Here is a 22,739-nt window from a genome sequence, read left to right as displayed (position 1 = left end):
TGCATATTACGCCATCCCGCTACAGAGTCAAGCGTTTATTTTCGCTTTTCTCCGCTGACCCGGCGGTTTGTAATCCGTTGTTCCGTGTCAGTGGAGGCGCATTATAGGGAGTTATTTCAGGCTGACAAGTTAAAAATACAAAAAACTTATCAAGCGACTACTTTTCAACCACCACATTGATTTTTGCTTTGTTTTTAAACAAAAACGAGCCCCGCAGGGCTCGTTTATTGTCGTTTTGTGACTTACTGCACTGCCACAATGCGATCGTCATTCACTTCCAGCCGAATCGTTTTGCCAGGAATCAGCTCACCAGACAGAATTTGCTGCGCCAGCGGGTTTTCGATCTGTTGCTGGATAGCACGTTTGAGTGGACGTGCGCCATACACCGGATCGTAACCATTCGCACTCAGCAGTTTAAGCGCCTCGTCAGAGATATGGATTTCATAGCCACGCTCTTCCAGACGTTTGTACAGACGTTGCAGTTGGATCTGTGCAATAGAAGCAATGTGCTGCTCACCCAACGGATGGAATACAACAACTTCATCTATACGGTTGATGAATTCCGGGCGGAAATTATGGCTCACGACGCCCAGGACCATATCCTTCATGTGGCCGTAGTCCAGCTCACCGAAGCGTTCCTGAATCAGATCGGACCCCAGGTTCGAGGTCATGATGACAACCGTATTACGGAAGTCGACCGTTCTCCCCTGCCCGTCAGTCAGACGACCATCATCAAGCACCTGCAACAGAATATTGAACACATCCGGGTGCGCTTTCTCCACTTCATCCAGCAGGATGACAGAGTAAGGACGGCGACGTACCGCTTCTGTCAGATATCCACCTTCCTCATAGCCGACATATCCCGGAGGCGCCCCGACCAGACGAGACACCGAGTGTTTCTCCATAAACTCGGACATATCGATACGCACCATGGCATCGTCACTGTCGAACATAAAGTTTGCCAGCGCTTTGCACAGTTCAGTTTTACCGACACCGGTTGGGCCAAGGAACAAGAATGAACCAATCGGGCGATTTGGATCGGACAAGCCAGCACGGCTACGACGGATGGCGTTAGAAACGGCTTCCACCGCTTCGTTCTGGCCAATCACGCGGCTGTGCAACTGCTGCTCCATACGCAACAGTTTTTCCCGTTCGCCTTCCAGCATGCGAGCAACCGGGATCCCGGTCCAGCGCGCCAGCACTTCTGCAATTTCTGCATCCGTGACTTTATTACGCAGCAGACGCATGGTTTTGCCTTCAGACTGGGTGGCTGCTTCCAGCTGTTTTTCCAGTTCAGGAATTTTGCCGTACTGCAGTTCAGACATCCGCGCCAGGTCGCCGACACGACGCGCCTGTTCGATGGCGATTTTCGCCTGCTCCAGCTCAGCCTTGATAGTTTGCGTTCCCGAAAGGGATGCTTTTTCAGCTTTCCACTCTTCTTCTAATTCAGAATACTGGCGCTCTTTATCGTCCAGCTCTTCGTTGAGCATATCGAGACGTTTTTTACTCGCCTCATCAGACTCTTTCATTAATGCCTGCTGTTCCAGTTTGAGCTGGATAATACGGCGGTCGAGTCTGTCGAGTTCCTCCGGCTTGGAGTCAATCTGCATACGAATGCTGGATGCCGCCTCATCGATAAGGTCGATAGCTTTGTCCGGCAACTGACGATCGGCAATATAGCGGTGAGACAGCGTAGCTGCCGCAACAATCGCCGGGTCAGTGATCTGCACATGGTGGTGCAGCTCATAACGTTCTTTCAGGCCACGCAGAATCGCGATGGTGTCTTCTACTGAAGGTTCGGCTACAAATACTTTCTGGAAACGACGTTCCAGCGCCGCATCTTTTTCGATGTACTGGCGATATTCATCAAGCGTTGTTGCGCCTACACAGTGCAGTTCCCCGCGTGCCAGCGCCGGTTTCAGCATGTTCCCGGCGTCCATTGCGCCATCGGCTTTACCCGCCCCAACCATAGTATGCAGCTCATCAATAAACAGGATGACATTGCCTTCCTGTTTCGAGAGATCGTTCAGCACGCCTTTTAAGCGTTCTTCAAACTCACCACGATATTTGGCCCCAGCCACCAGCGCACCCATATCCAGCGCCAGCACACGGCGACCTTTTAAGCCTTCCGGCACTTCACCATTGATAATTCGTTGGGCCAGCCCTTCAACGATGGCCGTTTTACCAACACCTGGTTCGCCGATTAACACCGGGTTATTTTTAGTACGCCGCTGCAGTACCTGAATGGTACGGCGAATTTCTTCATCACGCCCGATAACCGGATCGAGTTTGCCCTGCTCGGCACGTTCGGTCAGGTCGACGGTATATTTTTTCAAGGCCTGACGTTGGTCTTCAGCCCCCTGGTCATTCACGCTTTCACCTCCACGCATTTGTTCAATTGCCTGAGTGATATTCGCGGTCGTCGCACCTGCTGATTTTAGTAAATCGGTCAGCGTACCGCGTGACTCAAGCGCCGCCAGTACGAACAGTTCTGACGAAATAAAGTTGTCCCCACGTTTTTGCGCCAGCTTGTCGCAAAGATTCAGTACACGCACCAGATCCTGAGAAGGCTGCACATCACCGCCGGTACCTTCTACCTGCGGCAACCGGCTCAACGCCTGGTCAATGGCTGTACGTAACTGGCCAGCATTAATGCCAGCAGACGTTAATAAAGGACGTACCGATCCCCCTTCCTGATTCAGCAAGGCGCTCATTAGATGAAGTGGTTCGATGAATTGATTGTCGTGCCCCAATGCGAGTGACTGGGCATCGGCAAGAGCAAGCTGGAATTTATTAGTAAGACGATCCAGACGCATAACTCCTCCCATAACAGGTCAAAATTGCTACTGGAGATTAAATGAGGTCATCCCTCAATTATTCAAGGTGAATGACCTGAATTATGTGAAAAGAAAATTACACGTACCGGATCGTCTTGATTCTTTAGGTTATATCAGCCAAATAAAACTTGCCATACGACCCGTGGTATTGTCGCGACGATAAGAGAAGAACATCTCACTTTTGCTGAAGGTGCAACGGTCGCCACCGTAGATGTTCTCTACTCCGATATTTGCCAGACGCTGACGCGCAAGCTGGTAAATATTCGCCAGATATTTATCACCATGCGGTACAAATGCGAGGTCCGCTTGCGGATCTTTCGCCATGAACGCTGCGCGAACTTCTGCTCCCACTTCAAACGCGTTCGGGCCAATCGCCGGGCCTAGCCAGGCAATAATGTTTTCAGGTTTGTCGGCAAAACACGCCACCGTCTCTTCCAGCACGCCGGCGCATAATCCGCGCCAACCCGCATGTGCCGCCGCGACTTCCGTTCCAGCGCGATTGCAAAACAGCACCGGCAGACAGTCGGCCGTCATCACTGCACACACGGTGCCCGGCGTATTGCTGTAAGAAGCATCCGCACGTTTGGAGGCGTAGGGCTCGCCGGTCAGTTTCAGGACATCCTTACCGTGGACCTGCTCCAGCCAGACTGGCTTTGACGGCAGATTGCCCGCAGCAAACAGCCGCTTGCGGTTCTCTTCAACATGCTCCGGGTTGTCCCCGCAATGGGCGCCCAGATTCAGCGAATCATAAGGCGGCATGCTAACACCGCCAATACGGGTAGAACTACACGCCACAACACTTTGCGGTATCGGCCACTGCGGGACAATTAGCTCACTCATAACCAGGCAATATCATCCTTATGTTCTTCGAAATCAGCGCGCATCACTTCAATCAATTGCACCATATCTTGTGGAATCGGTGCGTGCCATTCCATTTCGATACCTGAAATTGGGTGATATAAACGCAGCATAGTCGCGTGCAGCGCCTGACGATCGAACTTACGCAGAACGGAGATAAATTCGTCAGAAGCGCCTTTCGGTGGACGCGGACGACCGCCGTAGACCTGATCGCCCACCAGCGGATGGGTGATATGCGCCATGTGCACGCGGATCTGGTGCGTACGTCCGGTTTCCAGACGCAGCCGCAGACGCGTGTGCACACGGAAGTGTTCCATAATGCGATAGTGCGTCACCGCCGGTTTCCCCATCGGGTGTACCGCCATGTGCGTACGCTTGGTCGGGTGGCGGCTAATCGGTTCCTCAACGGTTCCGCCTGCCGTCATATGACCAATCGCCACGGCTTCGTACTCACGGGTAATTTCACGCAGCTGCAGCGACTCCACCAGACGCGTTTGCGCCGGAACGGTTTTTGCCACCACCATTAATCCGGTCGTGTCTTTATCCAGACGGTGCACGATACCAGCACGTGGAACATCCGCGATTGGCGGGTAGTAATGCAGTAATGCATTCAATACCGTGCCATCAGGATTACCGGCGCCCGGATGCACTACGAGGTCACGGGGTTTGTTGATGACAAGAATATCGTCATCTTCATAAACGATATCCAGTGGGATATCCTGAGGTTCAAAACGAACCTCTTCATCAATTTCTGCAATGATGGAGACGCGCTCTCCACCCAACACTTTTTCTTTCGGTTTATCGCAAAGATTGCCATTTACCAGTACGCGCTGGTCAAGGATCCATTCTTTTATGCGCGATCGCGAATAATCAGGGAACAATTCGGCCAAAGCCTGATCTAAGCGTTGACCGAGCTGGTTTTCGGAGACTGTTGCGGTGAGTTCTACTCGTTGTGCCATAAACTGCTTCTTCGTTTAACGTTGGGTTTTACGGCTTTGCCGTTTAATATAGTGTGCTATTGTAGCTGGTCTTAACCGGGAGCAGGAACAGAGAATCTCCCGTAAAACATTTTGAGGAAAGTCAAAACGTCATGACGCGCATGAAATATCTGGTGGCAGCAGCCACGTTGAGCCTGTTTTTGGCGGGTTGCTCTGGTTCAAAGGAAGAGGTGCCCGATAATCCGCCAAATGAAATCTACGCGACTGCTCAGCAAAAGCTGCAGGACGGTAACTGGAAACAGGCAATAACGCAATTAGAAGCGTTGGATAACCGTTATCCATTTGGACCGTATTCTCAGCAGGTGCAATTAGATCTCATCTACGCCTACTACAAAAACGCCGATCTGCCACTTGCTCAGGCTGCCATCGATCGTTTTATTCGTCTTAACCCGACACACCCTAACATTGATTATGTCATGTATATGCGTGGCCTGACCAATATGGCGCTGGATGATAGCGCACTGCAAGGATTCTTTGGTGTTGATCGCAGCGATCGCGATCCGCAACATGCCCGAGCTGCGTTTAATGACTTTTCCAAACTGGTACGTGGCTATCCGAACAGCCAGTACACCACTGACGCCACCAAACGTCTGGTATTCCTGAAAGACCGTCTGGCGAAGTATGAATATTCCGTTGTGGAATACTACACTGCCCGCGGTGCATGGGTTGCCGTGGTAAACCGTGTGGAAGGCATGCTGCGCGACTTCCCGGATACTCAGGCAACACGCAATGCCCTGCCGTTGATGGAAAATGCTTATCGCCAGATGCAGATGAATGCGCAGGCAGAAAAAGTAGCGAAAATCATTGCCGCTAACAGCAGCAATACCTGATTTATCTCAGAATGCAAACGGCAGCCCAAAGGCTGCCGTTTTTTTATCCGTAAACGTCACAACTGAAGCGGTTTAGCTACAACGCATCTCATCAAATATGGCCTGCTTTCAGGTATTCCTCAAGTAAAAAATCGCTTGTTCCTGCGGTGCCTCACAAAAAGGTTTTCTTGACAAAAAGCGACAAAAAAATGTGATTAATATCACACATTTTGACATTAGGAACGGTATGCTGGAATCACCAAGACGGGAAAGACAAGAGGTAAAATTTATGACAATGAACATTACCAGTAAACAAATGGAAATTACTCCGGCAATTCGCCAGCATGTCGCAGACCGTCTCGCCAAACTCGAAAAATGGCAAACTCATCTGATTAATCCACATATCATTCTGTCTAAGGAGCCGCAGGGTTTCATTGCTGATGCCACCATCAATACACCGAACGGACATCTGGTCGCCAGCGCAAAACACGAGGATATGTACACCGCAATTAACGATTTGATCAACAAGCTGGAACGGCAGCTCAATAAAGTGCAGCACAAAGGCGAAGCCCGTCGTGCAACAACTTCAGTCAAAGACGCCAACTTCGTCGAAGCAGAAGAAGAGTAGTCCCTTACATTGAGTGTATCGCCAACGCGCCTCCGGGCGCGTTTTTTGTTGACAGGGTGAAAACAGTACGGGTACTTTACTGACGTAGCCAAAGGAAAATTACATGAAACTTGTCCCGTTCTTCTTCGCATTCTTTTTTACCTTCCCCTGAATGGGAGGCGTTTCGTCGTGTGATAAAGAATGCGAAGACGAACAATAAGGCCTCCCACAACGGGGGGCCTTTTTTATTGATAACAAGAAAGGCAACACTATGACATCGGATAACCCATTGCTGGCGCTGCGCGATAAGATCAGCACGCTGGATGAAAAATTACTGGCCCTGCTGGCTGAGCGACGTGGACTGGCCGTAGAAGTTGGCAAAGCTAAGCTCCTTTCACATCGTCCAGTTCGTGATATCGACCGTGAGCGCGATCTGTTGGACCGACTGATTCAGCTTGGCAAAGCACATCATCTTGATGCTCACTACATCACTCGCCTGTTCCAGCTCATAATCGAAGACTCCGTCCTGACTCAGCAGGCACTGCTCCAGCAGCATCTGAACAAAATTAACCCGCACTCAGCACGCGTTGCTTTCCTTGGGCCAAAAGGGTCATATTCTCATCTTGCCGCACGCCAGTATGCTGCCCGCCATTTTGAACAATTTATAGAAAGCGGCTGCGCGAAATTTGCCGATATCTTTAATCAGGTCGAAACCGGACAAGCTGACTACGCAGTGGTTCCGATTGAAAACACCAGTTCCGGTGGGATTAACGACGTTTACGACCTGCTACAGCACACCAGCCTGTCTATCGTTGGCGAGATGACTATCACGATTGACCACTGCCTACTGGTGTCCGGCACGACAGATCTCGAGACCATTGAAACGGTATATAGCCATCCGCAGCCATTCCAGCAGTGCAGCAAATTCCTGAGTCGTTACCCACACTGGAAGATTGAGTACACCGAAAGCACCTCGGCGGCGATGGAAAAAGTTGCGCAGGCTAACTCACCGCGCGTGGCGGCTCTGGGGAGCGAAGCCGGAGGCGTACTATACGGTTTGCAGGTTCTCGAGCATATCGAAGCTAATCAGACGCAAAACATCACCCGCTTCGTGGTACTGGCGCGCAAGGCAATCAATGTTTCCGATCAAGTGCCAGCAAAAACCACGTTGCTGATGGCGACAGGACAACAAGCCGGTGCGCTGGTAGAAGCTCTGCTGGTACTGCGCAACCATAATCTGATTATGACTAAACTGGAGTCACGCCCGATTCACGGCAATCCGTGGGAAGAAATGTTTTATCTTGATATCCAGGCCAACCTGGAATCACCCCAGATGCAAAAAGCATTGAAGGAGTTAGGTGAGATTACGCGCTCGATGAAAGTACTTGGCTGCTATCCAAGTGAGAATGTGGTGCCGGTCGATCCAAGCTAACGTTTGACAATGCCGGATGGCGCTACGCTTATCCGGCATTCTTTAGCCGATCCTTGTATGACTGATACAACGCATCAGCGTTGCCATCAAGCAGCGTATTTATTGGCGACTATCGTTAGCCTGGCGCAACAAAGTACGGCTTTCGTTCTGGAAGCGTTTCGCATAATCACCAAACCAGTGCTCCACCTTACGGAAGCTGTCGATGAACGCTTGCTTATCGCCCTGCTCCAGTAAACCGATCGCCTCACCAAAACGTTGGTAGTAGCGTTTGATCAGCGCAAGGTTACTCTCAGACGACATAATGATATCGGCATAGAGCTGCGGATCCTGGGCAAACAGACGTCCGACCATCGCCAGTTCAAGGCGATAAATCGGCGAAGAGAGTGCCAGTAACTGCTCCAGTTGAACATTCTCTTCCGCTAAATGCAGACCGTAAGCAAAGGTCGCAAAGTGACGCAATGCCTGAATAAATGCCATGTTCTGGTCGTGTTCAACAGCACTGATCCGATGCAGTCGCGCACCCCACACCTGAATCTGTTCCAGAAACCACTGATAAGCTTCCGGCTGACGTCCGTCACACCAGACGACAACCTGCTTTGCCAGACTGCCGCTGTCCGGGCCAAACATGGGGTGTAATCCCACCACCGGGCCGTCGTGCGCCGCCAGCATCGCCTGCAAAGGACCATTTTTCACCGAAGCCAGATCCACCAGGATGCAGTCGGACGGCAGACGCGGTAATTTGGCGATCACCTGCTCAGTGACGTGGATCGGCACACTGACGATCACCATGCCAGCATCAGAGACGATCTCCGGCGCACGATCCCAGTCCTGCTGTTCCAGGATCCGTACCTGATAACCTGACAGGGTGAGCATTTTTTCGAACAGACGTCCCATCTGACCGCCGCCGCCGACAATCACCACCGGTCGCAGAGAAGGACAAAGCGTTTTAAATCCTTTGTCGTTCTCACTGGAGTAAGACTCGCGCATAACCCGGCGCAGCACATCTTCAATCAGGTCCGGCGGCACGCCAAGGGCTTCCGCTTCCGCCCGGCGGGAGGCCAGCATAGAGGCTTCCCGTTCCGGCACGTAGATAGGCAGCCCAAAGCGGCTTTTTACTTCACCGACTTCGGCCACCAGCTCCAGGCGACGTGCCAGTAAACCCAGCAGCGCCTTGTCGACTTCATCAATTTGATCGCGTAATGCGGTCAATTCAGCAACCATAACCAACCTCTTATGCTACACGCGCCGACAGCTGGCCGTTTAAATCCTGGCTAATTTCACGCAGTAGCGCATCCGTCATTTCCCAGCTAATGCAGGCATCAGTTACAGACACGCCGTATTTCATTTCGCTACGCGGCTGTTCAGAAGACTGGTTACCTTCGTGAATATTACTTTCAATCATCAAGCCAATGATCGAGCGATTGCCATCTTTGATTTGTGCAATCACGGATTCAGCCACGGCAGGCTGGCGGCGGTAATCTTTATTGGAGTTACCATGACTGCAATCTACCATCAGAGAAGGTCGTAGTCCCGCCTGCTCCATCTCTTTTTCGCACTGGGCGACATCTGCCGGGCTGTAGTTCGGCGCTTTACCACCGCGCAGGATCACGTGACCGTCCGGGTTACCCTGAGTTTGCAGCAGTGCAACCTGTCCAGCCTGGTTAATACCAACAAAGCGGTGCGACTGTGCCGCCGCGCGCATCGCGTTAATGGCGGTCGCCAGGCTACCGTCAGTACCGTTCTTAAAGCCGACCGGCATCGAAAGACCGGAAGCCATTTCGCGGTGAGTCTGCGATTCCGTGGTACGCGCACCGATTGCAGACCAGCTAAACAGATCGCCCAGGTATTGCGGGCTATTGGGATCCAGCGCTTCAGTTGCCAGCGGTAGTCCCATATTCACCAGTTCAAGCAGCAGCTGACGCGCAATTTTCAGGCCGGCTTCAACATCAAAAGAGCCATCCATATGAGGATCGTTAATTAACCCTTTCCAGCCGACGGTGGTACGGGGTTTTTCAAAATAGACGCGCATCACCAGGTAGAGGCTATCGCTGACCTCTGCGGCAAGGGCTTTAAACCGACGAGCGTACTCAATAGCCATTTCAGGATCGTGAATGGAACACGGGCCACATACCACCAGCAGGCGCGGATCGCGACCAGAGATAATATCTGAAATGGTTTTACGCGACTGGGAGATTTGCGCTTCTTGCGCCTGGCTCAGCGGGAATTCAGCTTTCAGCTGCTCCGGAGTCATCAGAACCTGTTCGTCGGTAATATGTACGTTGTTCAGCGCGTCTTTTTGCATGATGGTGATCCTGTTTAGCTCGTTTGCGATAGTTGATCCTCAGCGAGGAGGTGATAACGATAACACAACAGGTAAAGATTTCAATCCACAAACCGTAAATTTTAATTTACAACACGCACTTTAATGACAGAATACGCCCTCCATTGTGTACATTAAAATTTACATCATCCGGTATTGAGATCCACTATGCTTAAAAAAACGAGGGAGTACAGGCAATGAAGCAACTCATCAGCACCCTATTTCTATTACTTCTTAGCGGATGTCAGATAGATCCTTATACCCACGCCCCCACATGGACGGGAACCGCCTGGTACGACGCCGGAATACAAGATGCCATTTCGGGGTATGCCGTTAAAGATAATGAAACTCTTGCCGACAACTACAATGACCCCGAAGTCGATCGTACGGAATATCTTAAGGGTTATGCCGAGGGACAACGTAAAATCTGCCAGCCGGATTTTGTTTACGCCAGAGGTTTGACCGGGAAAACCTTTCCCCCAAGTTGTGATACGGTCGAAAATATTGACCAGTTACACAGTGCCTGGCAAAAAGGAGCAAATGAAGGTGCAGCCTCAATAAGATTAAATTAAACAATAGCTTATATTTTATAAATCACTAAGACTTAACTTAAATTACTAATAGCTTTCAACTTGGCATAATGACGGCTTAGTAAAATAATGTTATTTTGTCCTAAATAATCTTGAATGTATTTCGACGTTTTACGGCAAACGCTGGTAGGTAACTATTCATGAGCTATTCTTACCGACTCATACTTCTACTGGCACTGCTCCTGACCGGATTACCGCTGTACGCCCAAAGCGTTACGGAAGAAGCAAAATCTGTACGCGCTATGGTTTCCGGCATCGTCAGTTATACGCGCTGGCCTGCACTGTCCGGGCCCCCAAAACTGTGTATTTTCTCTTCATCGCGTTTTTCCAGTGTCCTGGGAGATACCAGTGCCGGAGCATTACCCTATCTTCCCGTCATCATTCGTACGGAACAAGAAATATTAATTTCGCAGTGTGACGGTTTTTATTTTGGAAAAGAATCCCCTACTTATCAGGTGGAATTAAAGAATAAATATCCGTCTAAGGCATTGCTATTAATTGCCGAACAGAACCCCGAATGCGTTATTGGCAGCGCCTTTTGCCTCATAATTAAAGATGAAGATGTGAGATTTTCCGTAAATATGGATTCCCTTTCACGCAGTGGCGTAAGGGTCAGTCCGGACGTATTAATGCTTGCACGGAATCAGAAGCATGGATAAGGGCCATTCTCCCATAACACGCCCGACGTTTAAGCGGACATTACGGCGTATCAGCATAATCAGCGTTCTGGTAACTATGACGCTGATCTGGCTGCTGCTCAGCATTTCTTCGGTGCTGGCATTGAGACAGTATGCGCAAAAGAACCTGGATCTGACCGCTGCAACCATGACCCGCACGCTTGAAGCAGCATTAGTTTTTTCTGATGGCGTCGCAGCAACTGAAACGCTGGCAGCACTGGGCCAGCAGGGGCAATTTTCCGTTGCAGAAGTTCGTAATAAAAACCAGAAGGTGATCGCCACCTGGCGCTATAACGCGCAGGATACCACTGAAAAAATCAGCGGACTTATCAGCCACTGGCTGTTTCCCCAACCGGTCACTCAACCTATTTTGCATAATGGCAACGTCATCGGCGAAGTACGATTGACTGCGCGCGATAGCGTTATCAGCCATTTCATCTATTTGTCGCTGGCCGTCCTTACCGGGTGCATTCTGTTGGCCTCTGGCATTGCATTAATGCTCACTCGTTATTTACATAATGGCGTCGTGGAAGCCCTGCAAAATATAACCGAGGTGGTACATGATGTTCGTACCAACCGTAACTTTTCACGACGCGTTTCAGAAGAGCGCATTGAAGAGTTTCACCTTTTTGCCCAGGACTTTAATAGTCTGCTGGACGAGATGGAGGAGTGGCAACTTAAACTGCAGGCAAAGAACGCCCAGCTTTTGCGTACGGCGCTACACGATCCGCTGACCGGCCTGGCGAATCGCGCCGCATTTCGCAGCAGCATTAACGCCCTGATGAATGACCATGCCGCCCACAGCAGCTCCGCACTGTTATTTCTTGATGGTGATAATTTTAAATTTATTAATGATACCTGGGGCCACGCAGCGGGGGATCGGGTCCTGATTGAAGTTGCAAACAGGCTGTCCGAGTTTGGTGGTAATCGACATCACCCCTACAGACTTGGCGGCGATGAGTTCGCTATGGTGCTGTACAGCGTTCACTCTGAATACGAAGTTCAGCGGATCTGCGCGGCACTGTCACACGAGTTTAACCGACCTTTTGACCTGCATAACGGTCATCAGGCAAGCATGACACTCAGCATTGGTTTTGCGCTGACGTGGGAACATGCCTCTGCCGAGAAATTACAAGAACTTGCCGATAAAAATATGTATCAGGCCAAAAATTTGCGTTCTGAACGCATTATTAAAAAATAAGGACTTACACATGCTAAAACGTCTATCATCCCCGTTTCTTCTGCTTTTACTGATTTTGGCAGGCTGTCAGGCACCTCAGGGAAAATTTACCCCGGAGCAAATTGCAGCCATGAAATCGTACGGATTTACCGAAGCTTCCGGAGACTGGTCTCTTGGTCTGTCTGACAACATCCTGTTTGACAAAAACGACTATAAGCTCCGCCCTGAAAGTGAAAAGCAGATCCAGGAAATGGCATCCAAACTGGCAGCTACCGGGTTAAACCATGCGCGTATGGATGGTCATACCGATAACTACGGCGAAGACAGCTACAACGAAGCGCTGTCGCTCAAACGCGCGAATGTGGTCGCCGATGCCTGGGCACAGGGCGCCAATATTCCCCGCTCTAACCTGACAACTCAGGGACTCGGGAAAAAATACCCGATCGCCAGTAATCAGACGTCAAAAGGTCGTGCTGAAAACCGCCGGGTTGCAGTCGTGATCGCTACGCCGTAAAAGTCCTCAACTGGCTGCGCGCCGCGCAGTCATCCAATTGCAATAAAACAAAAGAGCAAGGTCGGAATAAAAAAAGGGCCAGCCTTTCGGCCAGCCCTTTTCTAACAGGATGTCGCTTGCGCGAATCTTAGTTAAGACGCTCTTTGATACGAGCAGACTTACCAGTGCGCTCACGCAGGTAGTACAGTTTAGCTTTACGAACAGCACCACGACGTTTAACAGCAATGCTGTCAACTACCGGAGAGTGAGTCTGGAAGACACGCTCAACGCCTTCGCCGTTGGAAATTTTACGAACAGTGAATGCAGAGTGCAGACCGCGGTTACGAATAGCGATAACCACGCCCTCGAATGCCTGCAGACGTTTTTTGGAACCTTCAACAACCCATACTTTCACTTCCACGGTATCACCCGGACGGAAGGAAGGTACGTCCTGCTTCATCTGCTCTTGTTCAAGTTGCTTAATAATGTTGCTCATAATTTAATCTCTTATCCTGGGTAAACTGATATTTGGGGGTCTCAGACCAGCCCATCATGTTTATGCTGCTGTTGTGCGTGTTCCGTTTTGAACTCCGCCAGCAACCTTGCTTGCTCTTCAGTCAGAGCCAGGTTTTCCAGAAGTTCAGGTCTTCTAAGCCAGGTCCGGCCCAGCGACTGTTTTAAACGCCAGCGACGTATCTCAGCGTGGTTCCCCGACAGTAACACCGCCGGTACTTCCATCTGTTCTAACACTTCAGGTCGGGTATAGTGCGGGCAATCCAGCAACCCATCAGCAAACGAATCTTCGATTGCCGAAGCTTCATGACCCAGAACTCCCGGAATAAACCGAGAAACGGAGTCGATCAGCGTCATTGCCGGTAACTCACCACCGCTGAGAACGTAATCGCCGATTGACCATTCTTCGTCAATTTCGGTTTGAATCACGCGCTCATCTATTCCTTCATAGCGACCACACACCAGAATCAGTTTCTGATTCGTTGCCAGCTCGCTCACACCCGCTTGATCAAGCTTGCGTCCCTGAGGTGAAAGATAAATCACCTTCGCGCCTTCACCAGCCGCAGCTTTTGCTGCATGAATGGCGTCCCGTAAAGGTTGCACCATCATTAACATCCCCGGTCCGCCGCCGTAAGGACGATCGTCCACGGTACGGTGCCGGTCATGAGTAAAGTCACGAGGACTCCAGCTCTGGATGTTCAGCAGGCCATTTTTTACTGCCCGGCCAGTTACCCCGTAATCGGTAATTGCGCGGAACATTTCTGGAAACAGGCTAACGATACCTATAAACACAAGCCAATCCCCATAACGCCGACTTTTACCGTTTATCCGGTGGTTTAAAAACCAGGATCCCAATCTACTTCGATAGTACGAGTAGCGAGATCGACTTTCTTGATAACCTGCCCATCGAGGAACGGTACAAGACGTTCCTTGATACCAAACGCATCTTTCAGGTTTGCCTTAATGACAATGACGTCATTCGAACCGGTTTCCATCATATCGACGACTTTACCGAGATCGTAACCTTCAGTGGTCACTACCAGGCAGCCCATAAGGTCTTTCCAGTAGTAGGAACCATCTTCCAGCGCTGGCAACTGCGAGGAATCCACGACAATTTCGCAATTAGTCAGTAGATTCGCCGAATCACGATCGTCAACGCCTTTCAGCTTGATGATCAGATCCTGATTGTGGTGCTTCCAGCTTTCCAGCTGTACTTGCTGCCACTGACCCGCCTTCTGGATAAACCAGGGCTGATAGTCAAAAATGCTTTCGGCGTCTTCAGTGGAAGAAAACACTCTGAGCCAACCACGGATACCGTAAGAAGACCCCATTTTCCCCAAAACGATGGGTTCCACAGGAGCCTGCGCGGCGAGTTGCTTGCTCATCATGACCACCGTGACAGATTAAGCTGCTTTGTTTGCTGCTTTGATCAGCGTAGCTACGCGATCAGAAATAGTCGCGCCCTGGCCAACCCAGTGAGCGATGCGATCCAGATCCAGGCGAGTGCCTTCTTCTTTTTCGCTAGCGATTGGGTTAAAGAAGCCAACGCGCTCGATGAAGCGACCGTTGCGTGCATTACGGCTGTCGGTAACAACAACCTGGTAGAACGGACGCTTTTTAGCGCCGTGACGAGCTAAACGAATAGTAACCATAACATCCTCTTGTGTGAATAAAACACCCAGGCCCCATCGAGGAACGGAGCCCGGGTGTCATATTAAAAGCCCGAAAATTTTACTGATTTCTGGGAAAAAAGCAATCAACATGTGATGAGGCTTTATACCAGGGCGTTACCATTGCAGCCAGTTTGGCGTCGGTGTGTGCGCAGAAAGCGGAACGTACATGCAGTACGTGAGCATTTCGAGCCCACCCCAACGTCAAAAAGGCAAATTAGGTAGCCCGATATATTTATCTACCAGGGAAGCCTGGCGGCATCATACCCTTCATGCCACGCATCATCTTCGCCATACCGCCTTTCTTCATTTTCTTCATCATGCGCTGCATGTCGTCGAACTGTTTCAGAAGGCGGTTTACGTCCTGTACCTGCATACCGCAGCCGGCAGCAATACGGCGTTTACGGGAACCTTTGATGATTTCCGGCTTAGCGCGTTCTTTCATCGTCATCGAGTTGATGATGGCTTCCATACGCACCAGCACTTTATCGTCCATCTGCGATTTCACGTTGTCTGGGATCTGCCCCATGCCAGGCAGCTTGCCCATCAGGCTTGCCATGCCGCCCATGTTTTTCATCTGGTTGAGCTGCTCAAGGAAATCGTTGAGATCGAAGCCGTCGCCTTTTTTCAGCTTGCTGGCTAATTTCTCTGCCTGCGCGCGGTCAACCTTGCTTTCGATATCTTCGATCAGCGACAGCACGTCACCCATGCCGAGAATACGCGAAGCAATACGATCCGGGTGGAACGGCTCCAGCGCTTCGGTTTTCTCGCCGACGCCGAGGAATTTAATCGGCTTGCCGGTGATATGACGAATAGAGAGCGCCGCACCACCACGAGCATCACCATCAACTTTGGTCAGCACGACACCGGTTAACGGCAGCGCTTCGTTGAAGGCTTTTGCGGTATTCGCGGCATCCTGACCGGTCATGGCGTCGACCACAAACAGCGTTTCAACCGGCTTGATAGAAGCGTGGACCTGTTTGATTTCGTCCATCATCGCTTCATCAACGTGCAGGCGACCGGCGGTATCCACCAGCAGCACGTCGTAGAATTTGAGTTTGGCTTCTTTCAGCGCGGCGTTAACGATATCGACCGGCTTCTGGCCGACATCCGACGGGAAGAAGTCCACACCGACCTGCTCGGCCAGCGTTTCCAGCTGTTTTATCGCCGCCGGGCGATAAACGTCCGCGGAGACCACCAGCACTTTCTTCTTGTGCTTCTCACGCAGGAATTTCCCCAGCTTACCGACGCTGGTCGTTTTACCCGCCCCCTGCAGACCAGCCATCAGCACAACGGCTGGCGGCTGTGCAGCCAGATTCAGGGTCTGGTTTTCTTCGCCCATTGCCGCAACCAGTTCGTTACGGACAATCTTGACGAACTCCTGACCCGGCGTCAGGCTTTTGTTAACTTCATGACCAACCGCTTTCTCTTTTACGCGATTGATAAACTCACGCACTACCGGCAGCGCTACGTCAGCCTCCAGCAGCGCCATGCGCACTTCGCGCAGCGTCTCTTTAACGTTGTCTTCAGTAAGGCGTCCACGGCCACTGATATTGCGCAGCGTGCGCGACAAACGATCGGTTAAATTATCAAACATTGTCTCTCGCCTGGGGTGGAAACGGTCGGTCGCGACAGCGACACATCAACAGAAATTTGTCGCAGTATAACATGAAGCCGCCTTTGTTGTTATGCAACGGTTGGAGCAGCGGTCACGTAACGCTATACTGCTTTTCTTTATCACTGGCCAACTGTCGACACCTATATGCCCGTTTTTGCTCTGCTCGCCCTTGTCGCCTACTCAGTCAGCCTCGCGCTGATTATTCCCGCTCTGCTGCAAAAAAACAGCGGCTGGCGGCGTATGGCTATTCTCTCTGCGGTCGTCGCGCTGGTAAGTCATGCTATCGCCCTGGAAGCGCGAATTCTGCCCGGCGGTGAAAGCGGACAAAACCTGAGTCTGTTGAACGTCGGCTCGCTGGTTAGCCTGATGATCTGTACGGTAATGACTATCGTCGCTTCCCGCAATCGTGGCTGGCTATTGCTGCCCATTGTCTACGCCTTTGCGCTGATCAACCTGGCCTTCGCCACGTTTATGCCGAACGAGTTCATCACCCATCTCGAAGCTACGCCGGGCATGATGATTCACATCGGGCTATCGCTATTCGCTTACGCCACGCTGATTATCGCCGCACTCTATGCGCTGCAACTGGCATGGATCGACTACCAGTTGAAAAACAAAAAACTGGCCTTCAGCAATGAGATGCCGCCGCTAATGAGTATTGAGCGGAAAATGTTTCATATCACCCAAATTGGCGTAGTTCTGCTGACGCTCACCCTGTGTACTGGCCTGTTTTACATGCATAACCTGTTCAGTACCGAGAACATTGATAAAGCCGTTCTCTCTATCGTGGCATGGTTTGTCTATATCGTTCTGTTGTGGGGGCATTACCATGAAGGCTGGCGCGGACGTCGCGTCGTATGGTTTAACGTCGCAGGCGCAGGCATTCTAACGCTGGCCTATTTCGGCAGTCGTATCCTGCAGCAGTTCGTGAGTTAAATCTTTAAGGAACCCTACGTGGAACACATCTCCACCACCACGCTCATTGTCACGCTTCTCATCATGGTGGTCATTTCCGCCTATTTTTCCGGTTCTGAAACCGGAATGATGACCCTGAATCGCTATCGTCTACGTCATCGGGCCAAGCAGGGAAATCGTCAGGCAAAACGCGTTGAAAAGCTACTTCGTAAGCCGGACCGCCTGATAAGCCTGGTGCTCATCGGTAATAATCTGGTGAATATTCTGGCCTCCGCGCTCGGCACCATTGTCGGTATGCGCCTGTATGGCGATGCGGGTGTCGCCATTGCCACTGGGGTACTGACGTTTGTCGTGCTGGTTTTTGCCGAAGTACTGCCCAAGACTATTGCCGCGCTGTATCCGGAAAAAGTCGCCTATCCGAGCAGTGTACTGCTGGCTCCACTGCAGATTCTGATGATGCCGTTGGTGTGGCTACTCAACACCATCACGCGGCTACTTATGCGCATGATGGGCATCAAAACGGATATCGTGGTGAGCGGTTCGCTGAGTAAAGATGAACTGCGAACGCTGGTGAATGAATCGCGCTCGCAAATCTCACGCCGTAACCAGGATATGCTGCTGTCAGTGCTGGATCTGGAAAAAGTCAGCGTCGATGACATCATGATCCCGCGTAACGAAATCATCGGCATTGATATTAACGATGACTGGAAGTCAATCGTGCGTCAGCTTTCGCACTCTCCACACGGCCGTATTGTGCTGTACCGCGACTCGCTGGACGACGCCATCAGTATGCTGCGCGTACGTGAAGCCTGGCGATTGATGGCAGAGAAAAAAGAGTTCACCAAAGAGACCATGTTACGTGCCGCCGACGAAATTTATTACGTCCCGGAAGGTACGCCTCTCAGCACCCAGCTCATTAAGTTTCAGCGAAACAAGAAGAAAGTGGGTCTGGTTGTTAATGAATATGGCGATATTCAGGGGCTGGTCACGGTCGAAGATATTCTGGAAGAGATTGTCGGCGACTTCACCACCTCAATGTCACCCACGCTTGCCGAAGAGGTAACGCCGCAGAATGATGGCTCGGTGATCATTGACGGCAGCGCCAACGTTCGTGAAATCAATAAGGCGTTTAACTGGCACCTGCCGGAAGATGACGCACGTACCGTGAATGGTATTATTCTTGAAGCGCTGGAAGAGATCCCGGTTGCCGGCACGCGTGTGCGCATTGGACAGTACGATATCGATATTCTCGACGTGCAGGACAATATGATTAAACAGGTGCAGGTATTGCCGGTCAAACCGCTACGGGAAAGCGTGTCGGACCAGTGAGAGTAATTCAGGCCGGGTAGCGCGTGAGCATTACCCGGCCTGAAGGCTGATTAGCCTTTGGCTTTCGCCACAGAGACCATCGCGGCGCGGATGGTACGTCCGTTCAGGGTATAGCCTTTCTGCATTACCATCAGCACATTACCGGCAGCAACGTCGTCAGACTCTACCATTGCAATTGCCTGGTGCACGTTCGGGTCCATCGGCACATCGATATCCGCAACCACCTGTACACCAAACTTTGCCACGACATCCAGCATTGACTTACGGGTCAGCTCAATACCTTCAACCATCGCCGCCATAGCGTCATTATCTTTATCCGCCACTTCCAGCGCGCGGTCCAGGCTATCCAGCACCGGCAGCAGTTCGTTGACGAATTTTTCCAGCGCAAACTTATGCGCTTTTTCTACGTCCAGTTCGGTACGACGACGCAGGTTTTCCATTTCCGCTTTGATACGCAACACGCTGTCGCGCTCGCGAGTTTCGGCCTCAGCAAGCTGAGCTTCCAGATTCGCAATTTTTTCATCGCGCGGATCCACCTGCTCAGCAGAAGCGTCTGATTCAACCGCCTCAACTTCTTCGTGCTGATCCATGATAATTTCTTCCGGGGCTTGCCCCTCAGGCGTTTTCTGTTCTTTACTACTCATGAATTTCTCCGCGTTTTTTTCGCATTCATCTCGCTAACTTGGCTTATTATGGGGATCAGATTCAGGGATTCAAGGGAAGTACTCACATTGTCACTAATCTTCGTTACAAGGACCTCGAGAAAATGAACAAACATTTCAAGTGTATTGGCATTGTGGGGCATCCACGTCACCCCACTGCACTGACCACACATGAAATGCTCTACCGTTGGCTGTGCACCAAAGGTTATGAGGTTATCGTTGAGCAACAAATCGCCCACGAACTGCAGCTGAAAAATGTGAAAACCGGCACGCTCGCAGAAATTGGCCAACAGGCAGACCTCGCCGTGGTAGTCGGCGGCGACGGCAATATGCTGGGCGCCGCACGCACCCTGGCACGTTATGACATCAAGGTTATTGGCATTAACCGCGGCAACCTCGGTTTTTTGACCGACCTTGACCCAGACAATGCCCAGCAACAGTTAGCTGACGTGCTGGAAGGCCACTACATCAGCGAAAAGCGCTTTTTACTCGAAGCTCAGGTGTGTCAGCAGGATTGCCAGAAGCGCATTAGCACTGCCATCAATGAAGTTGTGCTGCACCCCGGGAAAGTGGCGCACATGATTGAATTTGAAGTCTATATCGATGAAATTTTTGCCTTCTCCCAACGTTCAGATGGGCTGATTATCTCGACGCCGACCGGCTCTACCGCCTACTCGCTCTCTGCCGGAGGCCCAATTCTGACGCCTTCTCTGGATGCCATTACGCTGGTACCCATGTTTCCGCATACGCTTTCCGCGCGACCGCTGGTGATCAACAGTAGCAGCACCATTCGCCTGCGCTTTTCTCATCGCCGTAACGATCTGGAGATCAGCTGTGACAGCCAAATCGCCCTACCTATACAGGAAGGTGAAGACGTATTGATTCGCCGCTGTGATTATCATCTGAACCTGATACATCCAAAAGATTACAGCTATTTCAACACATTAAGCACTAAGCTTGGTTGGTCAAAAAAATTATTCTAATTTAACGCTAACCTCTTTACTGTATAAAAAACCAGTTTATACTGTATGAAATCACAGTTATGGTTTTTCATACAGGAAAACAGCTATGTTGGCACAACTGACCATCAGCAATTTTGCTATCGTTCGTGAACTTGAGATCGATTTCCAGAACGGAATGACCGTTATCACCGGTGAGACCGGTGCGGGTAAGTCCATTGCCATTGATGCTCTCGGTTTGTGTCTGGGCGGACGCGCAGACGCAGACATGGTGCGTGCAGGCGCCATGCGAGCCGACCTCTGCGCCCGTTTTGCCTTAAAAGATACCCCCGCAGCCCTGCGCTGGCTGGAAGAGAACCAGCTTGAGGAAGGCCGTGAGTGTTTGCTGCGTCGCGTTATCAGCAGCGATGGCCGCTCCCGTGGGTTTATTAACGGAACCGCCGTTCCGTTATCGCAGTTGCGCGAGCTGGGCCAGTTACTTATTCAAATCCATGGCCAGCATGCGCATCAGCTCCTGACAAAATCAGAACACCAAAAATCCCTGCTTGATGGTTACGCCAATGAAGCGTCTCTGACCCAGGAAATGGCTGCGCGCTACCAACTATGGCACCAAAGTTGCCGTGACCTGGCGCATCATCAGCAACAAAGCCTGGAACGCGCAGCCCGGGCGGAATTGTTGCAATACCAGTTAAAGGAACTGAACGAATTCAATCCGCAGCCGGGTGAGTTTGAGCAAATTGATGAAGAGTACAAGCGCCTGGCTAACAGTGGGCAATTGCTCACCACCAGCCAACAGGCGCTGGCTATCCTGGCAGATGGTGAAGACATCAATCTGCAAAGCCAACTGTACACCGCAAAACACCTGGTCACTGAACTGGCAGGCATGGACGGCAAACTTTCAGGTATTCTGGATATGCTGGAAGAGGCCACCATCCAACTCAGCGAAGCCAGCGACGAGCTGCGCCACTATTGCGATCGTCTGGATTTAGACCCTAACCGCTTGTTCGAACTCGAACAGCGTATCTCCAGGCAAATCTCGTTGGCACGTAAGCATCATGTTGCCCCTGAAGTGCTGCCACAGTTTTATCAGTCGTTGCTGGATGAACAACAGCAACTGGACGATCAGGCCGACTCGCTCGAAACCTTAACCCTGGCGGTGAACAATCACCACCAGCAGGCGCTGGAAACGGCAAAAATGCTGCACCAACAGCGTCAGCATTATGCGCAGGAACTGGGGCAACTTATTACAGAGAGCATGCATGCTCTCTCGATGCCGCACGGTGTCTTTTGCATTGATGTGAAATTTGAGGAGCATCATCTGAGCGCAGACGGTGCCGATCGCGTGGAGTTTAAAGTAACCACTAACCCAGGTCAGCCGTTACAGCCAATTGCGAAAGTCGCTTCCGGCGGGGAACTGTCACGTATTGCGCTGGCTATTCAGGTCATTACAGCACGTAAGATGGAAACGCCTGCGCTAATTTTCGATGAGGTGGATGTTGGTATCAGCGGCCCGACGGCTGCGGTAGTGGGTAAAATGTTGCGACAGTTGGGCGAGTCAACGCAGGTAATGTGTGTTACTCACCTGCCGCAGGTTGCGGGCTGTGGTCATCAACATTTCTATGTCAGCAAAGAAACAGATGGCGCGATGACGGAAACACACATGCAGCCGCTTGATAAACGCGCTCGCCTGCAGGAATTAGCCCGTCTACTTGGCGGTAGCGAAGTGACGCGCAATACCCTCGCAAATGCAAAAGAACTGCTGGCGGCATAAACTTTTTTACCTTGTGAAGGTCTGAGTTCAACATAAAATCGCCGACCGACCCGACAGCAAAAGGTTTTAAAGTGGTGAAAGGTCTATTATCATCGGCATATTACATATGAGCCGCGTACTGCTCGGGCCCGAAAAGGAATCAAATCACTATGCGCTGTAAAACGCTGACTGCTGCTGCAGCAGTACTACTGATGTTGACTGCAGGCTGTTCCACTCTGGAGCGAGTGGTTTACCGCCCTGACATCAACCAGGGAAATTATCTGACACCTACCGATGTCGCTAAAGTGCGCACGGGTATGACGCAACAGCAGGTTGCTTATGCTCTGGGTACACCAATGATGTCCGATCCTTTTGGCACTAACACCTGGTTTTATGTGTTCCGTCAGCAACCTGGACATGAAGGCGTAACCCAGCAAACGCTGACGCTGACCTTTAACAGCAGCGGCGTATTGACCAACATTGATAACAAACCCGCTTTGACCGATAACAAGTAGGTTTGAG

General features: G+C 51.1%; 24 protein-coding genes and 1 other annotated feature. Of the genes, 13 read left to right on the top strand and 11 right to left on the bottom strand.

Annotated elements, in window-relative coordinates; all coding sequences use genetic code 11:
* Positions 1-242 precede the first annotated feature (242 nt).
* The 3 genes from clpB to rluD all read right to left on the bottom strand — a co-directional run bounded on the left by clpB (position 243) and on the right by rluD (position 4,654).
* A complete protein-coding gene (clpB, locus tag GFC06_RS10395) occupies positions 243-2,816 on the bottom strand; it encodes an ATP-dependent chaperone ClpB (protein WP_016154061.1) in 2,574 nt (857 codons plus the stop codon).
* 129 nt (positions 2,817-2,945) lie between these two features.
* Positions 2,946-3,677, bottom strand: coding sequence for a purine nucleoside phosphorylase YfiH (yfiH, locus tag GFC06_RS10390; RefSeq protein ID WP_153690126.1), 732 nt, complete (start codon positions 3,675-3,677; stop codon positions 2,946-2,948).
* Entirely contained in the window at positions 3,674-4,654 is a 981-nt protein-coding gene (gene rluD, locus GFC06_RS10385; protein ID WP_153690125.1) for a 23S rRNA pseudouridine(1911/1915/1917) synthase RluD, read from the bottom strand. Before rluD ends, yfiH begins: the two co-directional genes overlap by 4 nt.
* 131 nt (positions 4,655-4,785) lie before the next feature.
* On the opposite strand from rluD, the gene bamD reads away from it, so the two are divergent.
* From bamD to pheA, 4 genes are all read left to right on the top strand, one after another.
* Positions 4,786-5,523 carry an outer membrane protein assembly factor BamD gene (gene bamD / locus GFC06_RS10380; protein WP_016154064.1) on the top strand — a complete coding sequence of 246 codons (738 nt, stop codon included), beginning with the start codon at positions 4,786-4,788 and terminating at the stop codon, positions 5,521-5,523.
* A 268-nt stretch (positions 5,524-5,791) separates the two neighbouring features.
* Positions 5,792-6,130: a ribosome-associated translation inhibitor RaiA gene (gene raiA, locus GFC06_RS10375; protein ID WP_003031244.1), complete on the top strand. Its 339-nt coding sequence runs from the start codon at positions 5,792-5,794 to the stop codon at positions 6,128-6,130.
* Positions 6,131-6,232: 102 nt separating this feature from the next.
* Positions 6,233-6,358 (top strand) — a sequence feature (Phe leader region).
* Positions 6,234-6,281, top strand: a complete 48-nt coding sequence (gene pheL / locus GFC06_RS10370) for a pheA operon leader peptide PheL (protein WP_100250063.1) — start codon at positions 6,234-6,236, stop codon at positions 6,279-6,281. It overlaps the preceding feature by 48 nt.
* Positions 6,359-6,380: 22 nt before the next feature.
* On the top strand, positions 6,381-7,541 hold the full coding sequence (gene pheA, locus GFC06_RS10365; protein ID WP_047499527.1) for a bifunctional chorismate mutase/prephenate dehydratase: 1,161 nt from the start codon (positions 6,381-6,383) through the stop codon (positions 7,539-7,541).
* A 99-nt stretch (positions 7,542-7,640) separates the two neighbouring features.
* On the opposite strand, the gene tyrA is transcribed toward pheA, so the two are convergent.
* A complete protein-coding gene (gene tyrA / locus GFC06_RS10360; protein WP_016154066.1) occupies positions 7,641-8,762 on the bottom strand; it encodes a bifunctional chorismate mutase/prephenate dehydrogenase in 1,122 nt (373 codons plus the stop codon).
* A gap of 10 nt (positions 8,763-8,772) precedes the next feature.
* A complete protein-coding gene (aroF, locus tag GFC06_RS10355) occupies positions 8,773-9,843 on the bottom strand; it encodes a 3-deoxy-7-phosphoheptulonate synthase AroF (RefSeq protein WP_016154067.1) in 1,071 nt (356 codons plus the stop codon).
* A gap of 215 nt (positions 9,844-10,058) precedes the next feature.
* Between aroF and GFC06_RS10350 the strand changes: the two genes are divergently transcribed.
* The 4 genes from GFC06_RS10350 to GFC06_RS10335 all read left to right on the top strand — a co-directional run bounded on the left by GFC06_RS10350 (position 10,059) and on the right by GFC06_RS10335 (position 12,822).
* Positions 10,059-10,433, top strand: coding sequence for a DUF2799 domain-containing protein (locus GFC06_RS10350; protein WP_016154068.1), 375 nt, complete (start codon positions 10,059-10,061; stop codon positions 10,431-10,433).
* A 158-nt stretch (positions 10,434-10,591) separates the two neighbouring features.
* On the top strand, positions 10,592-11,110 hold the full coding sequence (locus GFC06_RS10345) for a YfiR family protein (RefSeq protein ID WP_153690124.1): 519 nt from the start codon (positions 10,592-10,594) through the stop codon (positions 11,108-11,110).
* The gene (dgcN, locus tag GFC06_RS10340; protein ID WP_047414892.1) at positions 11,103-12,329 is read left to right on the top strand and encodes a diguanylate cyclase DgcN; all 1,227 of its coding nucleotides are present in this window, start codon (positions 11,103-11,105) and stop codon (positions 12,327-12,329) included. Before GFC06_RS10345 ends, dgcN begins: the two co-directional genes overlap by 8 nt.
* A gap of 10 nt (positions 12,330-12,339) precedes the next feature.
* Positions 12,340-12,822 (top strand): OmpA family protein, encoded by a 483-nt coding sequence (locus GFC06_RS10335; RefSeq protein ID WP_047358988.1) that lies wholly within the window; start codon positions 12,340-12,342, stop codon positions 12,820-12,822.
* A 127-nt stretch (positions 12,823-12,949) separates the two neighbouring features.
* Here the strand turns inward: GFC06_RS10335 and rplS are convergent, their stop codons facing one another.
* From rplS to ffh, 5 genes are all read right to left on the bottom strand, one after another.
* Positions 12,950-13,297: a 50S ribosomal protein L19 gene (rplS, locus tag GFC06_RS10330; protein ID WP_002914145.1), complete on the bottom strand. Its 348-nt coding sequence runs from the start codon at positions 13,295-13,297 to the stop codon at positions 12,950-12,952.
* A 41-nt stretch (positions 13,298-13,338) separates the two neighbouring features.
* Positions 13,339-14,106 (bottom strand): tRNA (guanosine(37)-N1)-methyltransferase TrmD, encoded by a 768-nt coding sequence (trmD, locus tag GFC06_RS10325; protein WP_016157187.1) that lies wholly within the window; start codon positions 14,104-14,106, stop codon positions 13,339-13,341.
* 44 nt (positions 14,107-14,150) lie between these two features.
* The gene (gene rimM / locus GFC06_RS10320) at positions 14,151-14,699 is read right to left on the bottom strand and encodes a ribosome maturation factor RimM (RefSeq protein WP_153690738.1); all 549 of its coding nucleotides are present in this window, start codon (positions 14,697-14,699) and stop codon (positions 14,151-14,153) included.
* Between the two features lie 18 nt (positions 14,700-14,717).
* Positions 14,718-14,966 (bottom strand): 30S ribosomal protein S16, encoded by a 249-nt coding sequence (gene rpsP, locus GFC06_RS10315; protein WP_003031228.1) that lies wholly within the window; start codon positions 14,964-14,966, stop codon positions 14,718-14,720.
* A gap of 253 nt (positions 14,967-15,219) precedes the next feature.
* A complete protein-coding gene (gene ffh, locus GFC06_RS10310; protein ID WP_003031226.1) occupies positions 15,220-16,581 on the bottom strand; it encodes a signal recognition particle protein in 1,362 nt (453 codons plus the stop codon).
* Between the two features lie 165 nt (positions 16,582-16,746).
* Between ffh and GFC06_RS10305 the strand changes: the two genes are divergently transcribed.
* Positions 16,747-17,538, top strand: coding sequence for a cytochrome C assembly family protein (locus GFC06_RS10305; protein ID WP_003031224.1), 792 nt, complete (start codon positions 16,747-16,749; stop codon positions 17,536-17,538).
* An 18-nt stretch (positions 17,539-17,556) separates the two neighbouring features.
* On the top strand, positions 17,557-18,846 hold the full coding sequence (locus tag GFC06_RS10300) for an HlyC/CorC family transporter (protein ID WP_008324538.1): 1,290 nt from the start codon (positions 17,557-17,559) through the stop codon (positions 18,844-18,846).
* 50 nt (positions 18,847-18,896) lie between these two features.
* Here the strand turns inward: GFC06_RS10300 and grpE are convergent, their stop codons facing one another.
* The gene (gene grpE / locus GFC06_RS10295; protein ID WP_003031221.1) at positions 18,897-19,490 is read right to left on the bottom strand and encodes a nucleotide exchange factor GrpE; all 594 of its coding nucleotides are present in this window, start codon (positions 19,488-19,490) and stop codon (positions 18,897-18,899) included.
* A gap of 122 nt (positions 19,491-19,612) precedes the next feature.
* Between grpE and nadK the strand changes: the two genes are divergently transcribed.
* From nadK to bamE, 3 genes are all read left to right on the top strand, one after another.
* Complete coding sequence (gene nadK, locus GFC06_RS10290) at positions 19,613-20,491, top strand: NAD(+) kinase (protein WP_016154073.1); 879 nt, start codon at positions 19,613-19,615, stop codon at positions 20,489-20,491.
* 85 nt (positions 20,492-20,576) lie between these two features.
* Positions 20,577-22,238, top strand: a complete 1,662-nt coding sequence (gene recN / locus GFC06_RS10285) for a DNA repair protein RecN (protein ID WP_016157188.1) — start codon at positions 20,577-20,579, stop codon at positions 22,236-22,238.
* Between the two features lie 149 nt (positions 22,239-22,387).
* Positions 22,388-22,732 (top strand): outer membrane protein assembly factor BamE, encoded by a 345-nt coding sequence (bamE, locus tag GFC06_RS10280; protein ID WP_003826401.1) that lies wholly within the window; start codon positions 22,388-22,390, stop codon positions 22,730-22,732.
* Positions 22,733-22,739 lie beyond the last annotated feature (7 nt).

Source organism: Citrobacter braakii, from assembly GCF_009648935.1.
GTDB lineage: Bacteria > Pseudomonadota > Gammaproteobacteria > Enterobacterales > Enterobacteriaceae > Citrobacter > Citrobacter braakii.
The sequence above is the reverse complement of the archived record's forward strand: the minus strand, read 5'-3'. Positions and strand labels throughout refer to the sequence as shown.